The 19,982-nt window shown below is 39.6% G+C and carries 20 protein-coding genes and 1 riboswitch; of the genes, 9 read left to right on the plus strand and 11 right to left on the minus strand.

What is annotated here, in order from left to right:
* Nucleotides 1-44 precede the first annotated feature (44 nt).
* Complete coding sequence (locus MLE14_RS10645) at nucleotides 45-950, minus strand: NAD(P)/FAD-dependent oxidoreductase (protein ID WP_243298353.1); 906 nt, start codon at nucleotides 948-950, stop codon at nucleotides 45-47.
* A 224-nt stretch (nucleotides 951-1,174) separates the two neighbouring features.
* Between MLE14_RS10645 and MLE14_RS10650 the strand changes: the two genes are divergently transcribed.
* Nucleotides 1,175-2,470, plus strand: a complete 1,296-nt coding sequence (locus tag MLE14_RS10650) for an ammonium transporter (protein ID WP_243298354.1) — start codon at nucleotides 1,175-1,177, stop codon at nucleotides 2,468-2,470.
* A 94-nt stretch (nucleotides 2,471-2,564) separates the two neighbouring features.
* Here MLE14_RS10650 and MLE14_RS10655 read toward each other — a convergent pair whose 3' ends face one another.
* Nucleotides 2,565-3,821 carry an ATP-binding protein gene (locus MLE14_RS10655; protein WP_243298355.1) on the minus strand — a complete coding sequence of 419 codons (1,257 nt, stop codon included), beginning with the start codon at nucleotides 3,819-3,821 and terminating at the stop codon, nucleotides 2,565-2,567.
* Nucleotides 3,822-4,061: 240 nt separating this feature from the next.
* Entirely contained in the window at nucleotides 4,062-4,292 is a 231-nt protein-coding gene (locus MLE14_RS10660; RefSeq protein ID WP_243298356.1) for a hypothetical protein, read from the minus strand.
* 184 nt (nucleotides 4,293-4,476) lie between these two features.
* Between MLE14_RS10660 and MLE14_RS10665 the strand changes: the two genes are divergently transcribed.
* On the plus strand, nucleotides 4,477-4,977 hold the full coding sequence (locus tag MLE14_RS10665; RefSeq protein ID WP_243298357.1) for a metallophosphoesterase family protein: 501 nt from the start codon (nucleotides 4,477-4,479) through the stop codon (nucleotides 4,975-4,977).
* A 78-nt stretch (nucleotides 4,978-5,055) separates the two neighbouring features.
* Here the strand turns inward: MLE14_RS10665 and MLE14_RS10670 are convergent, their stop codons facing one another.
* Entirely contained in the window at nucleotides 5,056-5,235 is a 180-nt protein-coding gene (locus MLE14_RS10670) for an H-type small acid-soluble spore protein (RefSeq protein ID WP_243298358.1), read from the minus strand.
* Nucleotides 5,236-5,394: 159 nt separating this feature from the next.
* On the opposite strand from MLE14_RS10670, the gene MLE14_RS10675 reads away from it, so the two are divergent.
* From MLE14_RS10675 to MLE14_RS10705, 7 genes are all read left to right on the plus strand, one after another.
* A complete protein-coding gene (locus MLE14_RS10675; RefSeq protein WP_243298359.1) occupies nucleotides 5,395-5,889 on the plus strand; it encodes an SRPBCC family protein in 495 nt (164 codons plus the stop codon).
* Between the two features lie 219 nt (nucleotides 5,890-6,108).
* Nucleotides 6,109-6,213, plus strand: a riboswitch (SAM riboswitch).
* Between the two features lie 79 nt (nucleotides 6,214-6,292).
* Nucleotides 6,293-7,309 carry a methionine ABC transporter ATP-binding protein gene (locus MLE14_RS10680; RefSeq protein ID WP_243298360.1) on the plus strand — a complete coding sequence of 339 codons (1,017 nt, stop codon included), beginning with the start codon at nucleotides 6,293-6,295 and terminating at the stop codon, nucleotides 7,307-7,309.
* 31 nt (nucleotides 7,310-7,340) lie between these two features.
* Complete coding sequence (locus MLE14_RS10685) at nucleotides 7,341-7,964, plus strand: methionine ABC transporter permease (protein WP_243298391.1); 624 nt, start codon at nucleotides 7,341-7,343, stop codon at nucleotides 7,962-7,964.
* 59 nt (nucleotides 7,965-8,023) lie between these two features.
* Nucleotides 8,024-8,854, plus strand: a complete 831-nt coding sequence (locus MLE14_RS10690) for a MetQ/NlpA family ABC transporter substrate-binding protein (RefSeq protein WP_243298361.1) — start codon at nucleotides 8,024-8,026, stop codon at nucleotides 8,852-8,854.
* A gap of 1,106 nt (nucleotides 8,855-9,960) precedes the next feature.
* A complete protein-coding gene (locus MLE14_RS10695; protein ID WP_243298362.1) occupies nucleotides 9,961-11,064 on the plus strand; it encodes an iron-containing alcohol dehydrogenase family protein in 1,104 nt (367 codons plus the stop codon).
* A gap of 183 nt (nucleotides 11,065-11,247) precedes the next feature.
* Complete coding sequence (locus tag MLE14_RS10700) at nucleotides 11,248-11,811, plus strand: phosphatase PAP2 family protein (RefSeq protein ID WP_243298363.1); 564 nt, start codon at nucleotides 11,248-11,250, stop codon at nucleotides 11,809-11,811.
* Nucleotides 11,808-12,575, plus strand: coding sequence for a TraR/DksA C4-type zinc finger protein (locus tag MLE14_RS10705; RefSeq protein WP_243298364.1), 768 nt, complete (start codon nucleotides 11,808-11,810; stop codon nucleotides 12,573-12,575). Before MLE14_RS10700 ends, MLE14_RS10705 begins: the two co-directional genes overlap by 4 nt.
* Before the next feature lie 206 nt (nucleotides 12,576-12,781).
* Here MLE14_RS10705 and MLE14_RS10710 read toward each other — a convergent pair whose 3' ends face one another.
* The 7 genes from MLE14_RS10710 to MLE14_RS10740 form a co-directional block, all read right to left on the minus strand.
* A complete protein-coding gene (locus tag MLE14_RS10710; RefSeq protein WP_243298365.1) occupies nucleotides 12,782-13,108 on the minus strand; it encodes an MGMT family protein in 327 nt (108 codons plus the stop codon).
* 36 nt (nucleotides 13,109-13,144) lie between these two features.
* Nucleotides 13,145-13,816, minus strand: a complete 672-nt coding sequence (locus MLE14_RS10715; protein WP_243298366.1) for a GNAT family N-acetyltransferase — start codon at nucleotides 13,814-13,816, stop codon at nucleotides 13,145-13,147.
* A 22-nt stretch (nucleotides 13,817-13,838) separates the two neighbouring features.
* The gene (locus tag MLE14_RS10720) at nucleotides 13,839-14,750 is read right to left on the minus strand and encodes a carbon-nitrogen hydrolase family protein (RefSeq protein WP_243298367.1); all 912 of its coding nucleotides are present in this window, start codon (nucleotides 14,748-14,750) and stop codon (nucleotides 13,839-13,841) included.
* 360 nt (nucleotides 14,751-15,110) lie between these two features.
* Complete coding sequence (locus tag MLE14_RS10725; protein WP_243298368.1) at nucleotides 15,111-16,163, minus strand: DmpA family aminopeptidase; 1,053 nt, start codon at nucleotides 16,161-16,163, stop codon at nucleotides 15,111-15,113.
* Nucleotides 16,164-16,260: 97 nt separating this feature from the next.
* A complete protein-coding gene (locus MLE14_RS10730; protein WP_390628669.1) occupies nucleotides 16,261-16,731 on the minus strand; it encodes a DUF4188 domain-containing protein in 471 nt (156 codons plus the stop codon).
* Between the two features lie 12 nt (nucleotides 16,732-16,743).
* Complete coding sequence (locus tag MLE14_RS10735; RefSeq protein WP_243298369.1) at nucleotides 16,744-17,295, minus strand: PadR family transcriptional regulator; 552 nt, start codon at nucleotides 17,293-17,295, stop codon at nucleotides 16,744-16,746.
* 827 nt (nucleotides 17,296-18,122) lie between these two features.
* On the minus strand, nucleotides 18,123-19,913 hold the full coding sequence (locus MLE14_RS10740; protein ID WP_243298370.1) for a S9 family peptidase: 1,791 nt from the start codon (nucleotides 19,911-19,913) through the stop codon (nucleotides 18,123-18,125).
* Nucleotides 19,914-19,982 lie beyond the last annotated feature (69 nt).

Here is a 19,982-nt window from a genome sequence, read left to right on the forward strand (position 1 = left end):
TTTGGCAAGTAAAATCTATTTACTGTTATTTCTATCAATCATCTCTATTTCCTTTTTTTCTTCATGATACTTTTATGTATCCATATCGCAGCTTGGGACCCGTCACCCATTGCAATTGTTACCTGTTCCGAGTGAGCTACAACATCCCCCGCAGCCCAGACTTTTTCAACATTCGTCATTTTCGTTCTTGGATGGACTGGTATATGCTTGTTATCCATTATTTCTACACCTAACTGCACAGCAAGCTCAGATTTCACATGGTTCCCCCCTAAAGCCACAAAACCCCGCTCTCCATTAACCACATCTCCTCCCGCTAAACGCACACCTTTAAACTCCGATCCAACCGCTACTATCTTTTCCACGTTTTCTTCAATCACTTCTATCTTTTTCTGTTGAAGCTGCTCTTTTAAGTTCTCATCGATTTTCTTTAGTTCCAGATTTATATACACAAGATCGTCAGTCCAATACTTTAAAGTTAATGCCATATTAGCCCCAACATTTCCGGAACCAAGCACAATAGTCCTTTTATTCATAACCTCATAGCCATCGCAATCCGGACAAATGTAAACGGATATTCCCAAACAAGGGTAGATTTCCGGAAACGGCGGGAGACGATCCATAACACCCGTCGCAAGTAACAAATGATCCGCGGTAAAGGTTTGTTTTTCTTGAGTAAAAAGCCGAAAAGTGTCATTTTCTTTATAAATTTGCTCAACACGATCCCTAATAAACTCAACTCCAAGATCCAGAGCCTGTATTTCTCCTATTGCACGCAGCTCCTCTCCGCTAATCCCATCTGGCCAGCCCAAAATATTATGATAAGCCCTGCAAAGGTTTGATCTGCCGCTATCAGAATCTATAACTAATATTTTATGCTTATATCTTCCTAATTGAATTGCCGCTTGGAGCCCCGCAATTCCCCCTCCGACAATAATGCAATCATACCGCACTGTCCATTCTCCTTTTTTCCAATGTCTGTGTTATTATCGTTTCCGCAAAAAAATAGTTCATTCCCACTTAGTTAACCGCCAGATTGAAAACGTTTCCATGTGAGGAAACCTAACAGAAGAGATTAAAATTATTAATTTTTTCAAAATTCAGTTGCGAAAATAGTAAATATGTTCTATATTATTACATATCATGTTATAAAACTTAACATAAGGAGTGGGTGGAAATGGATGCATCTGCAGTTACTTTAGCTTTAGACTCTTTGTGGGTCATGCTGGCAGCAATTTTGGTCATCGCCATGCAAGGAGGATTTGCTCTCTTAGAGGCTGGTTCAACACGGATGAAGAACTCGGGTCACGTGGCTGGGAAGCAAATCATTAGCTTCGCGATTGCATCTCTTGGATTTTGGGCGATTGGATTTGCAATTACTTTTGGGAATGGAAATTCATTTATCGGTACTTCAGGATGGTTTTTAAGCGGAGAAGAGGAAACTTTCTCATCACTATCTTGGGCAGTTGTACCACTTGAACTCAAATTTTTATTCCAGCTGGCTTTTGTAGGTGTTTCTCTAGCTATTGCATGGGGCGGATTTGCTGAACGCGGAAAATTGATTGTGTACTTTATTTTTGGAATTATATTTACAATGTTTATCTATCCTGTAATTGGACACTGGGTTTGGGGCGGCGGCTGGCTCGGCTCCATGGGAATGCAAGACTTTGCCGGATCAACAGTTGTTCACTTGCAGGGAGCTGTTGCAGCGTTAGTGGCTACTATACTATTAGGACCACGTATTGGAAAATTTAATAAGGATGGTTCTCCGAATAGTATTCCAGGGCATAACCAGGTATACACAGTATTAGGAGGGATGATTCTATGGGTTGGCTGGTTTGGCTTTAATGCGGGAAGTACAATGGCGGTTGGTGATGGATTCTTTGGCTATGTTGCTCTTACAACTAATTTGGCCGCAGCTGCAGGTGCTATCGCAGCACTTGTTACGGCAAAATTATTAGTTGGAAAAGCAGACATTCCGGCAACTGTAAATGGAGTTTTAGCTGCATTAGTAGCAATTACTGCATCATGTGCGTTTGTTGAACCTTGGGCAGCAGTTATCATTGGAGCTGCAGCAGGATCCATTACATTCTGTACCTCCGTTTACTTTGAAAAGAAGGGCTTGGATGACCCGGTTTACGCTTTTTCCGTTCACGGAATTGCAGGTATCATCGGAACAGTTTCAACAGGATTTTTCGCCTCTCCAAGATTAGTAGAGATCACTGGAATTGGTCAGCCTGGACTTGTTTATGGCGGCGGATTTGAGCAGCTCTTTGTTCAAATCATCGGCGTATTGGGAGCTGCTGTATATGTTGCTGCGGTTTCATTCGTTGTTCTATATATTTTGAAAAAGACAATTGGATTACGTGTATCTGCAGAAGAAGAAATGAGTGGATTAGATATCAGTGAGCACGGTTCTTATGGCTATCCTGAACATATCGGAATCATAAGCAAGAAGAATCAAGCTAGTTAATCTCTACAGGGAAATATGACAATTTTTATGCATATAACAAAAAGAAGGAGCTGCGACATGCTCCTTCTTTTGATTTTGTAGACTGGATTTCTTCTTATTCGCTTTTCTTGATGACAGGTAAAGTAATAATTACCTTTGTTCCCATCCCTACCTTACTGGAATACTCTATTTTCCCTTTCATCTCCTCAATAATGCGAATCGAGACCATGGTACCAAGTCCGGTTCCTTTATCCTTTGTCGTGTAGAACACGGTTCCAAGATGTTCCAGCTGCTCTTTACTCATTCCCTTTCCGGTATCCTTAATAACAAGTCTTACTTGGCTCTCATTTCCCTCTGTTGTAATCGTTACATACCCGCCGGCTGGGGTGGCTTCTATAGCATTTTTAATGATATTAATGAGCGCTTGCTTTAATTGATACCGATCTGTTTTTAAAAGAAAGTCTCCTTCATGTTCAAATTGGATCGTTACCCCTTCTTTATTGGCAAGCGGTTCGAGCAATTGAACAATCTTTTGAAGTACATCATGTAGTGAGACCTCTGTAATATTGTTAAGCTTCGGCTTCGCAAAATTTAAATAATCATTAAGAATAACTTCTGCTCTCCCTAATTCATTTAAAACTAAAATGAGGTATTCTCGCTTTTTTCCTGTCTCCTCTTGCTCTAGCAGCTGCAAGAAACCTTTTACCACCGTTAAAGGGTTTCGGACCTCATGTGCAATGGATGCTGCCAATTCGCCTAATGTATTTAACTTTTCAGCTGTTTGTATTTTTTCCTGCATTAAGCTCCTCTCAATCAGAGTTTCAGTCAGCACCGCGGAAAAACCAATGGCAATAACTTGAATGGCTCCTAAAATAAGAAAGCTCTCCATGAATTTGGAATATTCCGAATATGGGATTCCTAAGTTTGAATGGTAAATAATGATGATAAAAGGATTAAATATAGATGGCCAAACACCGACAAGAATTGCTATTCCCATTCTTACTTTGGGAACAAGCTTTATAAAAAAGCGATGCAAAATCAGCGGAAGCAAATATCCCAATATTGTCCCTATATATCCAAATAGCAAAGCATCCCCGCCCATAATAGTCCGTATAAATAGAATCATGAGCAGAACGATTCCCCCGGAAACCGGACCCCCATACAAGGTTGCTATGACTAAAGGAACATAGCGAAGATCGAATATTAACTCTCCGCTGGAAATGGGAAAAAACATAACCAAACATGCTGCAACCCCATTTAGTATGCTGATTGTAAATATCACCATTTTGTTTTTTTTATTTTCAAATAAAATACTAAAAATGAGGTAAGGTGCTAAAATTATCAAAACATGTAACAATAATTTTTCTACCAATTACCTTCCCCCCATCTCCTGTAATGTATATATGTATAACAGTACGACAAAGAACCATTTTTTCCTTCAAAATAGGAAGATTCACCCAATATTTTTTCAATATAGTGGATTTCTCGACGATTTTTGAGCAAATAAAGGCTAAATCTGCATTAATTTGGGGAATCTTCATGCTCACATTATATTTCCTAGTCCAAGAAAAAAACATCCATACTGGATGCCTAATAGAAAAAAAGTGTGCGATTATAAAAATATACCTAAGCCACCCATAAAGAACATGATGTAACCCCATAATGCCAGGTAGCCTATTCCAAGTAAGCTTAAAAAATCTTTACTCTGAAACACTTCCCAATTGGTGAGTTTATAAATAAAATTAACAAAAATAATGACAAGAAAAGCACCAAAGAAAAGCGATCCGATTGCTAGGACCATTCCATTTACTGGCTCCGATTTCACCTGGCTAAAATCAAACATGTCTCTCCCTCTTTTAAACTTTTTCTTTTTTTATCGACAAATTTCCCCAATAATACAGGGAAATTTTAACCATTTTTTAAAAAAACCATACTATTTTCCTATTATGACATAAGGAACACTGCTCATGATTTTTTCGATAGTACATATTTTTGCTATATTACATGTAAAAGCTTCGGAGGCAAGTATGAAAATTATAGTTATTTCAGACACCCATATGCCAAAACGGGCTAAACAATTGCCTAAGGTTTTATTAGAAGAGGTTATGAAGGCTGATTTATTGATCCATGCTGGAGATTGGACAACGATCTCACTCTATGAGGAACTAAAGGAGCTGGCTCCGATACAAGGAGTATATGGAAATGTTGATTCAGACGAAATCAGGGACATCTTTGAAGACCATATTCTATTAGACATACAAGGTCATAAAATTGGTGTTACCCATGGACATTTAGGGAAGGCAAAATCGACTCCTGAGAGAGCGATGGAAACCTTCTCCAAAAACCCGGCAGAACTTATTATTTTTGGTCACTCTCATATTCCATACTTAAAAAAGCACAAAGATGTCATTTTATTTAACCCTGGGTCTCCCACTGATAAAAGGTTTCAGCGGCAATATTCATTCGGAATCCTCGAGATTAACAGCAATCTGTCTGTCAGGCATCATTTCTTCGATCTTAAGCATTGATAGATTCATTTAAGTGTATAAAAAAGCATTCATTTCTGAATGCTTTTTTATACTATAAAGACTGAGTAAGGCAATTGTTTACTCTTCATGGAGCTCATTTAGACTCACTGTTTTTTCTTGGCTAGGGTCCTCAAGCGGGTAAACCCTAGCTGTTTCCCCCTTCTCATCCACATGCTGAATATAAACACGTGTTCCATTGTAGGTCACTTTCTTCATGTCTCCTGACTCAGCAATTTGTTGAGCTCGCTGTTTATCCATTATGAAACCTCCATTTTTAAAAGTATTATTAGTAGTATTCCCATTTTTCAAAAGCTCATTTGTCTCTTTGACACGACTTTACAGGTATTGCTGTTGTTAGTAAGATGTACAAAGATATATCTAAAAGTTGCAAGCGCTCACGATAAGGAGAGATAAATGATGGAAGCAGAAGTAAAAAGGACGGATGGTGGATTCTTAGCCAGATTTGAAAGACGATTTAACCATTCAATTGAAAAGGTTTGGAGTTGGCTGACACAGCCCGATAAGCTTGCTGAATGGCTGGCAGAGGCAGAAGTTGATCATAAAGAAGGCGGTACATTTACATTAACCTTCACGAAAACAGAGGGAAATGTATTGTCAGGAAGAGTTCACAAAGCAGAACCTCCTTACGTTTTTGAATTTGTCTGGGATACAGATGGCCCTGAACCTTCACTTGTTCACTGGGAACTGCAGACAAGTGGTGAAGACTGCTTGCTGGTATTTACTCAGAACTTCCACGATCCCACCCATTTGCCAACTATGCTAGCAGGGTGGCATGTTCATCTTGACATGCTTGCATCTTCCCTGGATGGCAATGAAATTGATTTTCCATGGAATCGATGGGAGGAACTTCATATCTACTATGCTGAAAAAATCGCTGATACAGTTATTTGAGTAGGGAAGGCTTTCTAGCTGAACATCCAGCTGAAAGCTTTTTAATTTTATCCATATTCTTCTTCAACAAAGAATAATCATAAAAACTTTCTGAAATTTCTTTAATGTTACTCCCGCTTGCATGTAAGCGTTCCCTTAAAATTTTACACGTAAAATATCTATTGACATTCAATCTTCTGAGTTTTATTATTCTTTTAGAAAATTGACAAAATAATAAGTTACTTATCAAGAGTGACTGAGGGACCAGGCCCTATGACGTCCGGCAACCTCCATTTGGAAAGGTGCCACTTCCTGCAGAATGATTTTCATTCTGAAAGATAAGTCGTGATTGAATAAACGATGCCTCTTTCGAATGAAAGAGGCTTTTTCATTTTCAAACACGATCTGTGAAGGAGGAACCAACATGATCGAAGTGAAAAATTTAGTGAAAATCTATGAAACAAAAAAAGAGAAAGTAGTGGGCGTAGATCATGTTTCATTAAAAATAAATCGTGGTGAAATCTTTGGAATTGTAGGCTATAGCGGCGCCGGAAAAAGTTCATTGCTGCGGTGTTTAAACCTTTTAGAAAAGCCAAACTCCGGAGAAATCATAGTAGATGGACTTTCACTTACCAAGCTAAACAATAAAGAACTGCGCAAAGCCCGATTAAAAATTGGGATGATTTTTCAGCATTTTCATCTGGTTAAATCAAAAACGGTATTTGAAAATATCGCTTTCGCCTTGAAGGCAGCCCATAAATCTAAAGCGGAGATAGAGGAAAGAGTAACAGTACTGCTGGATATGGTCGGTCTGTCGGACAAACGGGATGTCTACCCTGCACAACTAAGCGGCGGGCAGAAGCAGCGTGTAGGGATTGCCCGTGCCCTAGCCAATAATCCATCTGTACTGCTTTGTGATGAAGCTACTTCTGCACTCGATCCAAGCACAACTAAATCCATTCTGAATTTGTTAAAAAAAATAAATCGGGAATTAGGAATTACGATTGTGTTGATTACCCATGAAATGGAAGTTGTGAAAGAAATATGTGACCGAATGGCCATCATGCAAGATGGAAAAATCGTAGAAGAAGGTCCGGTTTATGAAATCTTTGCAAACCCAGTTCAGCCGTTAACAAAGGAATTTATCAATAGCGTACTTCAATTTGAACTGCCAGACTATTTACTTTCAAACCGAAAAGGCAAAATCATAAAAATTCAATTCAAAGGATCTGTTGCGGAAGAAGCAGTTGTGTCAGAAGTCTTTCAGCGCTTTAAAGTAAAAGGTAATATTCTTCACGGAAAAATTGAGTATATCCAGGAGACACCACTTGGAATCTTTATCATGGAAGTGTTAGGTGAATCAGCTGAAGTAGAGAAGGCAATTGAATACATTAAACTCAGAACGGAAAATTTGGAGGTGATTTACGGTGACGTTGCTTGATAGACTCATAGAATTGCTTCCTGAACTAAACATGGCCTTTTTTGAAACGATTTATATGGTCGGTATTGCGATGCTCGCAGGATTTATTTTCGGATTACCGACGGGAATTCTCTTGTTTGTTACTGATAAAGGATTATTTTTACAAAATGGTGCCATTAAAAGTGTGCTTGGATTTATCGTCAATATGGTTCGCTCGATTCCTTTTATTATTCTGCTCATCGCTTTATTGCCATTAGCGAATCTGATTGCTGGAACTACGATAGGTCCAACTGCAGCTTCCGTTTCGCTGTCAGTTGCGGCTATTCCATTTTTCGCAAGGCTGGTCGAAACATCCCTCCGCGAAATCGATAAGGGAATTATCGAAGCGGCTGTGGCTGCGGGTGCATCTCCTTGGATGATTATAAAAGATGTATTAATTTCAGAGGCCAAACCGGGAATTATTCAAGGGATTACATTAACAGTTATCAGCTTAATTGCTTACTCAGCGATGGCGGGAACAGTCGGAGGCGGAGGTGTCGGTGACCTTGCCATAAGATTTGGTTATTACCGTTACGATGATACCGTCATGATCACAACGGTTGTTGTTCTCATTTGCTTAGTTCAGCTTATTCAGTTTTTGGGAGACCGCTTTTCCAAACTAGTTGATAAAAGATAGTGGTTACATCAAACCTTAGATCTTTTATATAAAAATATAATTAATTGGGGGAAACAATCATGAAGAAATTTGCAGCATTATTAGCACTAGTGTTCACAATGTTTTTAGCTGCTTGCGGAAGTGAAAGTACTTCAGGCGGCTCAAGTGCATCTGAAGATAAAAAGATAACATTTGGGGCAACAGCAGGTCCTTATAGTGATATGGTAACGAAAGCTATTAAGCCAATCTTAGAAGAGAAGGGCTACGAAGTGGAAGTCGTAGAATTCAGTGATTATATTCAGCCAAATAAAGCTCTTGCCAGCGGAGATCTTGACGCCAATTTATTTCAGCATAAAGTTTATATGGAAAGCTTTGCAAAAGAACACAATCTGGAACTATCTGAACTGATCGTTGTTCCAACAGCACCAATGGGGATTTACTCAAATAAATTTTCATCGATGGATGAAATTGCAGACGGAGCTACAATCGCCATTCCGAATGATCCAACCAATGCTGCACGTGCCTTCTTAATTTTAGAAGATGCCGGACTCATTACCATCTCTGCAGATGCAGATCCTTTGACTGTGTCTGAAAATGATATCGAAGACAATGTGAAAAACCTAAAATTTGAACCAATTGAAGCCGGGCAATTGCCGCGTGCTGTTGAAAGTGTTGACCTATCCGCGGTGCCAGGCAACTTTGCATTAGCTGCTAATATGAATTTACTTGACGCACTTGTATTAGAAAATATGCCAGATCAATATCGCAACCGCGTTGTAGTTAATACAAAAGATTTAGAAGAACCATTTGCAAAAGATATTATAGAAGCTGTTGAATCTCCAGAATTTGAAGCTGTTATCGATGCTGAATTTGAAGGCTTTGGGAAGCCTGAATGGATGTTAAACCGTTAATTAGAATAACGCCGGTGCGAGCTGGCGTTATTTTCATATTTATTATTTTTTTTAAACTTTGTTGTCATCAGCACCAATTTGTCCAACATAGCTGAAATCAGACAGATTTGGTGATTTTATCGCCTATCGTGTCTGAATCAGAGCCGTATTCGGACAGCTTTGGTGATTTTATCGCCTATCGTGTCTGAATCAGAGCTGTATTCGGACAGCTTCGGTGATTTTATCGCCTTTCGTGTCAGAATCTGAGCTGTATTCGGACAGCTTTGGTGATTTTAACGACCATCGTGTCAGAATCAGAGCCGTATTCGGACAGCTTCTGTGATTTTATCGCCTATCGTGTCAGAATCAGAGCCGTATTCGGACAGCTTCGGTGATTTTATCGCCTTTCGTGTCTGAATCAGAGCTGTATTCGGACAGCTTTGGTGATTTTAACGACCATCGTGTCAGAATCAGAGCTGTATTCGGACAGCTTCGGTGAATTCCAAGTCTATCGTGTCAGAATCAGAGCCGTATTCGGACAGCTTCGGTGATTTTATCGCCTTTCGTGTCAAAATCAGAGCCGTATTCGGACAGCTTCGGTGATTTTATCGCCTTTCGTGTCAGAATCAGAGCTGTATTCGGACAGCTTCGGTGATTTTATCGCCTTTCGTGTCAGAATCAGAGCTATATTCGGACAGCTTCGGTGATTTTAACGACCATCGTGTCAGAATCAGAGCTATATTCGGACAGCTTCGGTGATTTTATCGCCTTTCGTGTCAGAATCTGAGCTGTATTCGGACAGCTTCGGTGATTTTATCGCCTATCGTGTCTGAATCAGAGCTGTATTCGGACAGCTTCGGTGATTTTATCGCCTTTCGTGTCTGAATCTGAGCTGTATTCGGACAGCTTCGGTGATTTTATCGCCTTTCGTGTCTGAATCAGAGCTGTATTCGGACAGCTTCGGTGATTTTATCGCCTTTCGTGTCAGAATCAGAGCTATATTCGGACAGCTTTGGTGAATTCCAAACCTATCATTTCAAAATCAGTGGCTCTTTAGTAACAACATAAATACGAAAAACAACAATCTTTGCGAACGGTTTAATTTTTTAAAAAAGGAGTGAATCATTATGAATCTGGAGGTCCGGGGTGCACCCTCTTATTATTCCTGTGAGATTGGGATCCTAGATAAATTAGACACTTTGCTTCAGTCCAATCACATTACAAAATGTATTGTACTGCATGGAGAAAAATCCTGGAATGCCATTTCTCCCTATTTTCCCAAGGAAAGAACCACTCTTTCCTTTACCTTTGTCCCCTATCATGGAGAATGTACATTAAAAGAGGTAAACAGAGTCTGTAAAATCGCTAAGCAAGAAAAGGCTGAGGCGATCATTGGGATTGGCGGAGGTAAAGTCCTGGATATTACAAAAGCAGCAGCCAATCAGGCTAATATTGATGCGATTTTACTTCCAACGCTAGCCTCTACTTGTGCAGCCTGGACACCTTTAAGTGTATTTTATGATGAGGATGGCAGCTTTACTCATTATTCGATTTTTCCGAGAAGCAGCCTTTATGTATTAATTGAGCCAAGAGCGTTTTTAAACTCCCCGTCTCGCTATTTAATCGCTGGGATTGCCGATACATTGGCTAAATGGTATGAGGCAGATGTAATTATGAGAGAGCTTAAAGATCCTCCGCTTGCTGTTTCGATTGCCCACCATGCGGCCCGGTTATGTCGGGATGTATTATTAGAGCATAGCTTAGATGCCCTACAAGATCTTAAAGCCGGAGAAATTTCCCCATCCCTTCTTAAAGTAATTGAAACCAATATCGTTGCCGGTGGAATGGTAGGAGGCTATGGTGATCAATTTGGACGAATTTCTGGTGCACATGCAGTTCACAATGGCCTAACCATTCTAGAGGAAACCCATCATTTATTGCACGGAGAAAAGGTTGCTTACGGGATCTTAATTCAGCTTGTTTTAGAAAAAAATTGGAATGAAATTAAAAAACTGATTGAACTTTATAAGTCCTTACAGCTCCCATATATGCTGGAACATTTAGGCCTTCAACTTCACGAGCAGGCAAAGCTTTTGCGGATTGCTGAAGCAATCGTAAAGCCTTCTGAGTCCATTCATTTAATGAAAGGGTCCTTTTCAGCAGAAAAACTTTATCAGGCATTTATTGATTTAGAAACCTTCGTACAAAAGGAAATATCAGCTGTTATTTAATAATGAACTTCATACAAGCAAAAATCGCCTGCAGAAGCAGGCGATTTTTCTTTTACCGCTTATACCCTAACTAGCAGTCATCAACCGAACTTAGTTACTCTCAGCTTGTATTGCTCGTTTTGCTATATACATTTTTTTCTCTGAATAGGGGACATTACTCCTATAGCAAAAGGAGAAGGTTATATGGACAATAAGCTCTTTCAAGTGATTGTTTCAAAATCGGGGCATTTCCCAATACTAGATCAAATTATGATCTTTTTATCGAAAAAAGTTCGGTATCTATACCTTTTCATCCTTATCATTTTATTATTCTCAGGCAGAAAGCATCGTGAGACTGTTCGCAATGCAGCTATATCAACTTTAGCAAATCTTTTCTTAATCCGCTTCCTTAAAATTTTTTGCTATAGACCGCGTCCTTTTTTGAAACAGCGAGTTGGAATATTGATTCCAACCAAGCTCGACTCTTCTTTTCCGAGTAAACATACTGTCTTAGCCTTTGCTATATCAACCGTCCTAATAATTCGAGAACGCGTATTGGGAATGCTGTTTGCTCTCCTTTCCCTATTAACTGGATTTTCGCGAATTTGGGTGGGGCACCATTATCCTTTTGATATCATCTTCAGTGCCATTCTTGGAACAAGCACAAGTCTATTGACTGAAGCAACTTTTCTAATTTCTGAAATTCTGAAAGAGAACACTATTCCAAGAGAAGAATCACAATTTAATGAAGGGGGAAGTGTAACATGATAACATCACAGCAGCTTCAAACGTTTAAACAAACCCTCATGAATATGAAGCAGGAAATAGAAGAAAGGCTTGAAAAAAACGATCATTATAACCTTGAAAGAGGACACGCACACGAATCAACCGGAGAACTATCCAGTTATGATAATCACCCCGCCGATGAGGGAAGTGAATTATTTGAACGGGAAAAGGATATTGCATTAAAGCAGCACCAGGAATATGAACTTGAAAAAATTGAAAATGCACTGAAGGCAATCGAGAATGGCAGTTACGGCAAGTGTAAGGCATGCGGAAAAGACATTTCATTTGAACGTCTTGAAGCTATTCCCACAACTCTTTACTGCAAGGAACACACCCTTGACCAGAATGTTTCACATCAGAGGCCGATTGAAGAAGATGTGTTAATGCCTCCATTCGGAAAATGGGATCTTGATGAAAAGGATGAGTCTGTTGCTTTTGATGCTGAAGATTCTTGGCAGGAAGTGGCAACTTGGGGAACTTCTGAATCTCCATCTGACTTTTTCGTTCCCCCTACCAGTTATAATGATAATTATGTTGAATATGACGAAAATGTTGGTTACGTCGAAGATTATGAAAATTTTATCGGAAATGATATAGACGGGAAGAATATAAGGGTTTTTCCGACTTCCCAGCATGAAGATTTTGAAAATGCTTTAGATGAAGAGGGCATTATGACCACATTTGGTGATTTGCCAGCTTACGAACACGACCCATATGTAGAAGACAGGAAAAAACGGAAACGCTAATACTAAATAAAACATTCTGAGGGCGGGAATGAATTCCCCCCTTATTCTTTTTTCCACCACATTAAAAGAACGGTGCTTTGTAAAGAAGCAAAGCACCGCTCTTTGGAAATAATTCTTATCCTATACTATACTCTTTTTCAGAAAAATATACAATATTCTGTTTAATATTCTAATTTAGGTATTTATTCATTGCGATCTAAAGCAATTTACTGATCCGATGTTGGTCTGTATTGGTACCGTTCCAGATTAATCCTATTATGATGACTAATCTCGACTCCTTCACTTTCTAAGGACATCATTTGTATTAATAATAAATCCTCTGCTTTTATCCCTATTTCCCCTTTACTATTAATAACCCTGTGCCATGGAAGTTTATATTTATCACTCATAGAATGAAGAATCCGCACGACCTGTCTTGCTCCTCTCGGACTGCCAGCTAAACGCGCAATCTGTCCATAAGTCATCACTTTTCCTGGCGGAATCTCTTGTATAATCCGAATCACTTCTTCTGTAAAAGGCTGCACGGATCTCATTCCTTTCAAATACCTCAGAAATGAGGGCCAATATTTTTATAATGGCAACAGCTGAACCGTTTCTTTTGTTTCCAGTTCCTCTATCATTTGAATCCATTCCGCTGGTTTTTCAGGAAGAACAGAATAATAACGGTTTAAAAAGTTTACGACAAGGTCAGCGCTTATTTCAGAAACAGTTGGATCAGTCGGCATGAAGCATAAGTCTAATCCTGATACAGCTTCACCATCATTGTTCCAGGACGGATGAACATACTGCAAATCAAGACGCTTATAGCCTAAGTGAGCCAAAACTTCTCTGCGTACGAATGGATTCATAGACATAATCCCTCCAAAATCGTGGTCCTTGACTCGATAGGGATCATAGATTTCGGCAAACATCCCAAACAGCTGCTTGCTATTTTCTGCTGCAAGCTCCATTAAATCATTAGCACGCTTTTGCACTAAAAATGGGCCAATTCCAAGACCTGACTTGCCGATTATAGTAAAGTCAGTCATCGCAATGTTCCAGTCAGGATAGTAGCGGTATTCAGTAGCTCCTACCACTTCATTTTCATGAACTGCAACAAAAACACGAATTCCTGGATCTTCAAGCGGTTCCTTCCATAATTCAAAGTCTAATACTTCCTCTTGCGGAAATACTTCCTTCATTAAATCGTGCATTTTTTTAAAAAGTGGGTCTTGGATAGAGGTAATTCGTCTATATTCCATTTGCTTGCTCCTTTACTAAACGTTAGATGGATTGATTTGTAAGATGATTGCTTGATACCACTCCTGCTTTTTCCTGAGCTTCCCAGTCCGTATATAAGTCCGTTCTGCGGTCTCTCCATGTAGTTACAGACCCTTTTTCACGAACTTCATAAAGCAAGCTTAGATCGAGATCAGCCGTAATAACCATATCGTTGTTTATTTCTCCTTCTGCTAAGATTCCTCGAGGCGGAAAAGGAATATCATTAGGGGTAATAATCGCTGCCTGACCAAAGTTAGCTCTCATAAAATCAACGGTTGGAAGGGAACCAACTGTTCCTGTTAACACAACGTAGACTTGGTTTTCAACAGCTCTAGCATGACTAGTGTACCGAACTCGGTAGAAGCCATGTCTGTCGTCCGTACAAGAAGGGACAAAAATGACATCCGCACCTTTAGCTTTTGCCATCCGGACAATTTCAGGGAATTCAATATCATAACACGTAAGGATTGCAATTTTCCCCTTTTCCGTGTCAAAGATCTTAAAATCTTCTCCTGGTGCCATGTTCCACTCATGAACCTCTGTCGGCGTAATATGGAGTTTTGCCTGTTCGCCAATCCGCCCATCCGGGTAAAACAAATGTGCTACATTATAGAGGCGCTCCCCTCTTCTAATGACATGAGTACCTCCTACGATATGCATGTTTGTCTGCATCGCTAATGAAGAAAATAACTCTAGGTATTGAGCTGTGAACTCAGGTAAATCATTTATAGATAAGGCATTTCTATTTTGATCGCCGATTGACATTAGCTGCGTAGTAAAAAACTCTGGAAATAGTACAAAGTCCGCCCCAAATTCCGCTGCTGTTTTGACATAGTGCTCAGACTGCTTAGCAAACTCTTCGAAGGAGCTAATTGTTCGTAATTCATATTGCACGGCAGAAACTCTAAACTTCATCTTTAGGTCCCCCTTTTCGATAAACTTGACTTCCCAAATGGGGAAATAAAAAAATTGCACACTAACAAGATTATTGAACGGAAAGTAAAAATTATCAAGTAAAACTTTTCATTTTCTATTATGCTATTGGTTGCTTAAAATCGCTGCACATGAAATAGGACAGATTGATACAATCTGTCCGCAAAAAATCTGGAATCTTAAAAAGGGGACACTGTGATGCTTCCCTTCTTTAATACTCGAACGTATCATATTATATTCTATGTGATTTTCCATGTATGGTTATCAAATCGATTTTCGCAGATCGTTCTTGCCGAATTCACAATACGAGAGTCGAGTTATTAATAATCAGCTTTTAACATGTTATTCAAAAGGATACTTGTATGCGATATGACCTTTTCTTCCTGTTGTGGTTTCTGCTTGTGATAGAGAATTTAATATAGCTTCTTCGGTAGCTTCCGCTGCTCCTGTAAATAATTGATTCATCATAGGATGATCATCGCGAAGCTGTCTATGATTTTCTGTTAGCTTGCCGGAAAAATGGTTAGTTTTATTAGCTGTCGAAAATGCTATAACAATATCCCCGCTGCCGTGGCTGTAATGGCTGCCTGTTCTTCCCAGACCGACACCACATCTTTTAGCCACTCTTTTTAGTTGGCGGTCACTTAACGGCGCATCTGTAGCGAGAACCATCATAATCGATCCATCAGCTGTTTTCGATAAAGCGAGTCTGTTTTCCCCGTGACCCAAATGATACCTTATTTTTTGGAATTCTTCTTTTTTACCAAAATTCGTAACTACTAAACACCCTATTATATACGTTTCTCCGCTTGCTTGATCTATAATTAGCCGTGAAGAGCTTCCGATTCCGCCTTTATATCCAAAACACACCATGCCTTTTCCGGCACCCACAGCACCTTCCTGCACAGGCTGATCTGTTGCTTTTTCAATAGATTCAATTGCATGTTCGGGTTTGACGGGAAGCAGTCTTATTGAATTTAAAAGGCTATCATTACACTCTCCGACTACAATATTAATCGTCCCGGTTGATTCTCCTATTTCAGGGTTATTGGCTAACATATATTGGAGCGTGCCATGTGCAACGGCGGGTACAGCAAAGGTATTGGTTAACATAATCGGTGATTCAATCACACCTAATTCGTCAATTTGCACGAGTCCCGTTGTTTTTCCAAAACCATTGATGACATAGGATGCTGCTGTAACCTTTTCTTGAAAAAGGTTTCCTCCATGCGGCAAAACCGCTGTCACTCCCGTACAGGCATACTCCCCGTTCTGTTCATCAATCGGGTAATCTAATGTTACATGGCCTACCTTAACACCGCTAACATCGGTAATACAGTTTTTTGGACCTGGGTGTAATCTTCCAATCGATATACCCCGATCTCTTATTTTCATATCCTCCGCTCCTTTTGTTTGGCTTTTTTTAACATTCCTCTTCTTTATTCTACCAATTATTCATTTTCTTTACTTCATTTTTTGAAAGATCGATACGCTAGGCGTTCATCCGTTTCTCAGCTGATTGGTTTTGAGGAGTGATCTCCTTATGGCCAATTGCTTTTGCCAATCCAAATACAGGCATATTAGCATAAAGGCATTCATAATTTCCTGAAGATATTTGATAGGTTTCATGGTAGATCCCTACCGCATTAGATTCACTAACCTTTTGATAAAAATGTTTCCATGCCTTCAAATGGATCGGACCTCTAGCATAGGCCTTTAAGTCCTCAAACGAACGCCAATACTGGACTAAGAGGATAGTTCGGAAATTTACTGTCATTTCAAGTGAGCGAAAGCCTGATTCTTTATGAGTGTACAGCTCTTTTAACATAGCTGGCATTGCCTTAAAAACCGGCCACCATTGATGGATAGCCCACCATTTATTCACCCTCATCCCAATAATAAATACAACAAAATTTTCCCCTGACTGTGCCATAAAACGCCCCTTATGAACCATCTTACCCATCGGTCTCACTCCTTACTTTTTTTTCAAGAGTTTTTCAATACTCACTTCACACCACTCTAGTATCGCTTTTGTTGTTCTTTGACCATAATCCAAAGTCATCAGCCAAAACATTGCATCCTCAGCATCCTCCATATCAGTACGAATCATTGTTTCAATCCCGATATAGGTATTTAACCGATCTTGGAGCTTTTCCTTATAAAAGCTGATTTGTTTGATCGCTGAATCGGGTGCCTGATGTCGGCTAAAAAAGAGTTTTAGTAAAAGTTCATTTTTTTCGGTTGGAATAATAGAGATAGGCTCCTGTAGCCAGGCTTGCAAGACCTGTTTCCCTTTTTCAGTAATCTGATACTCTTTTTTATCCGGAAGCCCTTCCTGACTCGTGTCCTCAACTGTAGCTAAGCCCTCTTCTACTAGTTTCTTTAGGTTAGGATAAATTTGGCCATAACTAATTTTCCAAAAGTGCGAGATGCTCTGGTCAATCATCTGTTTGATCGCATACCCAGTCCTGCATTTAGTTGTCAGCATTCCCAATAACACATATTTTGTATAATTTTCTTTTGCCATTGAACGAGCTCCTTATATCTTTTTGATATATATCCTTTAGATATATATTATAATTCACTATTCTTTATGTCAATCCTTTCCTAATAAAATTGATTGGGCAATATGGGAAGATGGTTCTGTTTAAATAAGTTTGACGGATCCTCATTCCGTTATTTGAATGAAAACCTGCACTTCAGGGGCTGAAGCGGATTCTGATTCCGCTATTCGCACAAAATCAATCAATTTTGGCCAGAAAAAAGCAAATAACGGAACCTAGAACCGAAACCAGGCTCCAAACAAAGATTTTTCAATGAATAGCGGAATGAGGATCCATTAAATAAGTTTGGCGGATCCTCATTCCGTTATTTGAATGAAAACCTGCACTTCAGGAGCTGAAGCGGATTCTGATTCCGCTATTCGCACAAAATCAATCAATTTTGGCCAGAAAAAAGCATATAGCGGAACCTAGAACCGAAACCAGGCTCCAAACAAAGATTTTTCAATGAATAGCGGAATGAGGATCCATTAAATAAGTTTGACGGACCCTCATTCCGTTATTAGAATGAAAACCTGCACTTCAGAGGCTGAAGCGGATTCTGATTCCGCTATTCGCACAAAATCAATCAATTTTGGCCAGAAAAAAAGCACAATAACGGAACCTAGAACCGAAACCATGCCCCAAACAAGATTTTTGAATTAAGTTAATAAAAACAATGGTTTTAAAGGGAATAACGGATTTTATGTCCTTTTCTGCAGGAGAATTCCCCAGGCTGAACCGCGTTCAGATTCAAATTTGATACATTATAAATCAAAAAAGGAACCAAATAATTGGTCCCTTCTCACACATATTAGTTAACAAACCGCTCAAAAAACTCGAGGATTTTCCGGTCAACCTTTATTTCGTTTTCTTTTTTCGTAAAGCCATGCCCTTCGTCTTCAAGTACGAGGTATTCTACTTCGCGACCCTTTTCTCTTAAGGCCTTTACAATTTGGTCGGACTCGGCTTTAACTACACGAGGGTCATTCGCTCCTTGAATCACCAGCATCGGTTTAACCATGCCATCTAAATGAGTAATTGGCGAATCCTCAGTTAGTTTATCTTTATCCTTAACAGGGTCTCCCACCCATTGGTTCATGAATGGCTTCCAAAACTCGGGAACTGACTCGTAGAAAGAGAACAGATTGCTGACTCCAAAAATATCAACAACGGCTTTAAAGTAATTAGCATGTCGGCCATGCAGGAGCAGCGCCATGTAACCGCCATAGCTTCCGCCCATTAATAAAATTTTATCACGGTCTGCATATCCATTTTTAATCAGCCACTCGAGACCTTCAATATTATCAAGACGCGGGCCATGACCCCAGTCTCCTTCAACCATTTTCATAAACTTTAGACCATAATTGGAAGAACCGCGGAAATTTGGAGCAAAAATAGAATACCCGCGATTGACAAGGAATTGGAAACGAGCCCGAAACCATTTACGCTCTAATGATTGCGGTCCGCCATGCGGCCAGAGAATGACATGACCATTTGAATTTTCTTCTTTCGCTCTGAAGAAGAGGGCTTCAATTTCAAGTCCATCAAAGGAAGGGTACTTTAGAACTTCAGGCTCAACCAGCTCTTCATCTTTTACACCGGGAACCCTGTAGTGTGTTAGCTCTTCCCAAGAATTTCCCTGATCCGCTGATTTGAAAATATTGAATGGGCGGGTTGCATCACGCCCTAACAAGTAAAGGTTTCCGCTTTCCATGACAGCAATCTTCACAATAACACTTGTTGGAGTCGTAAGCCGGGTCAGTTTACCGTCTGCTAAATGGTATTGATAAAATCTGTCTTCCACTCCAAAAGATCCTACTAAATAAAGAAGATTATCTTGCTTGCTATATTTCACATTTGAAAAATCCTCGCCCTCTATCTGAAGGACCTTCGAAAACTCTTTCGTTTCTAGATTATACTTTGCTAAGTAGGACAGATCTGCATCATAATCAGTCAGGAAATAGATTTCATGCTCAGATGTATAGACAATTTGTGAAACGGTATGCTGCTCTTCCGTTTCTGGTGTTAATAAGTAGTCGCCGTTTTCAGTATGAACATAGCCAAGGGTGTATGTATTCCCGAAGCTTTTTATATAGGCAATACTGCTTTCATCAGGGCTGACAGCCTCAATAAAAGTCGGGGCCTCCTTACCTTCTAAAATGATTTTTTCTTCTTCTGTTTCAAGATTATACAGATATGAATTTAAAAATCGGGGATTATTTTTTGTTCCTGTATAATAGAGCCTTTTTCCATCCTTTGAAAGATGTGCAAAGAAATGGCGTTCCTTTTCTTGCACACGGACAGGCACTAGCTCGCCACCCTGCGGCTGAAGTGCATAAAGCTGTGTATTTTCATCTCCATCCTGATCAAAACCCGCAATAATAAATTGTCCTGTTTTGGCATAATAAAGGGCTTGTGTACTCTGATCTTTAAAGGTCAGCTGGTAAGGAAATTGTTTGGGTAAGTCCATTGCCCAAATATTATAATGGCCGCTTAAATTCGTACTAAAAACCAATTGTTTCTCATCTGGGTGAACAGCAAAATCCTGGATTAAAGTAGTTCGAAAAAATTGTTCAACATCTGGTTTCGGAAACTTCAGCATTCGTACCACTCCTTTTTTTAAAAAGTACTACTATTCTAGCATATTTGGCAAAAAGTAAAGAGAGGGTTT

Source organism: Bacillus litorisediminis (genome assembly GCF_022808645.1).
Taxonomy (GTDB): domain Bacteria; phylum Bacillota; class Bacilli; order Bacillales; family JC228; genus Bacillus_BF; species Bacillus_BF litorisediminis.

Bases quoted from the DNA above. Each gene is read 5' to 3' on its own strand.
- MLE14_RS10705 (WP_243298364.1), top strand. From the start codon at position 11,808: ATGATAACATCACAGCAGCTTCAAACGTTTAAACAAACCCTCATGAAT.
- MLE14_RS10680 (WP_243298360.1), top strand. From the start codon at position 6,293: ATGATCGAAGTGAAAAATTTAGTGAAAATCTATGAAACAAAAAAAGAG.
- MLE14_RS10740 (WP_243298370.1), bottom strand. From the start codon at position 19,913: ATGCTGAAGTTTCCGAAACCAGATGTTGAACAATTTTTTCGAACTACT.
- MLE14_RS10660 (WP_243298356.1), bottom strand. From the start codon at position 4,292: ATGTTTGATTTTAGCCAGGTGAAATCGGAGCCAGTAAATGGAATGGTC.
- MLE14_RS10720 (WP_243298367.1), bottom strand. From the start codon at position 14,750: ATGAAGTTTAGAGTTTCTGCCGTGCAATATGAATTACGAACAATTAGC.
- MLE14_RS10735 (WP_243298369.1), bottom strand. From the start codon at position 17,295: ATGGCAAAAGAAAATTATACAAAATATGTGTTATTGGGAATGCTGACA.
- MLE14_RS10715 (WP_243298366.1), bottom strand. From the start codon at position 13,816: ATGGAATATAGACGAATTACCTCTATCCAAGACCCACTTTTTAAAAAA.
- MLE14_RS10700 (WP_243298363.1), top strand. From the start codon at position 11,248: ATGGACAATAAGCTCTTTCAAGTGATTGTTTCAAAATCGGGGCATTTC.
- MLE14_RS10710 (WP_243298365.1), bottom strand. From the start codon at position 13,108: ATGAGATCCGTGCAGCCTTTTACAGAAGAAGTGATTCGGATTATACAA.
- MLE14_RS10685 (WP_243298391.1), top strand. From the start codon at position 7,341: ATGGCCTTTTTTGAAACGATTTATATGGTCGGTATTGCGATGCTCGCA.
- MLE14_RS10665 (WP_243298357.1), top strand. From the start codon at position 4,477: ATGAAAATTATAGTTATTTCAGACACCCATATGCCAAAACGGGCTAAA.
- MLE14_RS10730 (WP_390628669.1), bottom strand. From the start codon at position 16,731: ATGGGTAAGATGGTTCATAAGGGGCGTTTTATGGCACAGTCAGGGGAA.
- MLE14_RS10650 (WP_243298354.1), top strand. From the start codon at position 1,175: ATGGATGCATCTGCAGTTACTTTAGCTTTAGACTCTTTGTGGGTCATG.
- MLE14_RS10695 (WP_243298362.1), top strand. From the start codon at position 9,961: ATGAATCTGGAGGTCCGGGGTGCACCCTCTTATTATTCCTGTGAGATT.
- MLE14_RS10725 (WP_243298368.1), bottom strand. From the start codon at position 16,163: ATGAAAATAAGAGATCGGGGTATATCGATTGGAAGATTACACCCAGGT.
- MLE14_RS10690 (WP_243298361.1), top strand. From the start codon at position 8,024: ATGAAGAAATTTGCAGCATTATTAGCACTAGTGTTCACAATGTTTTTA.
- MLE14_RS10670 (WP_243298358.1), bottom strand. From the start codon at position 5,235: ATGGATAAACAGCGAGCTCAACAAATTGCTGAGTCAGGAGACATGAAG.
- MLE14_RS10675 (WP_243298359.1), top strand. From the start codon at position 5,395: ATGGAAGCAGAAGTAAAAAGGACGGATGGTGGATTCTTAGCCAGATTT.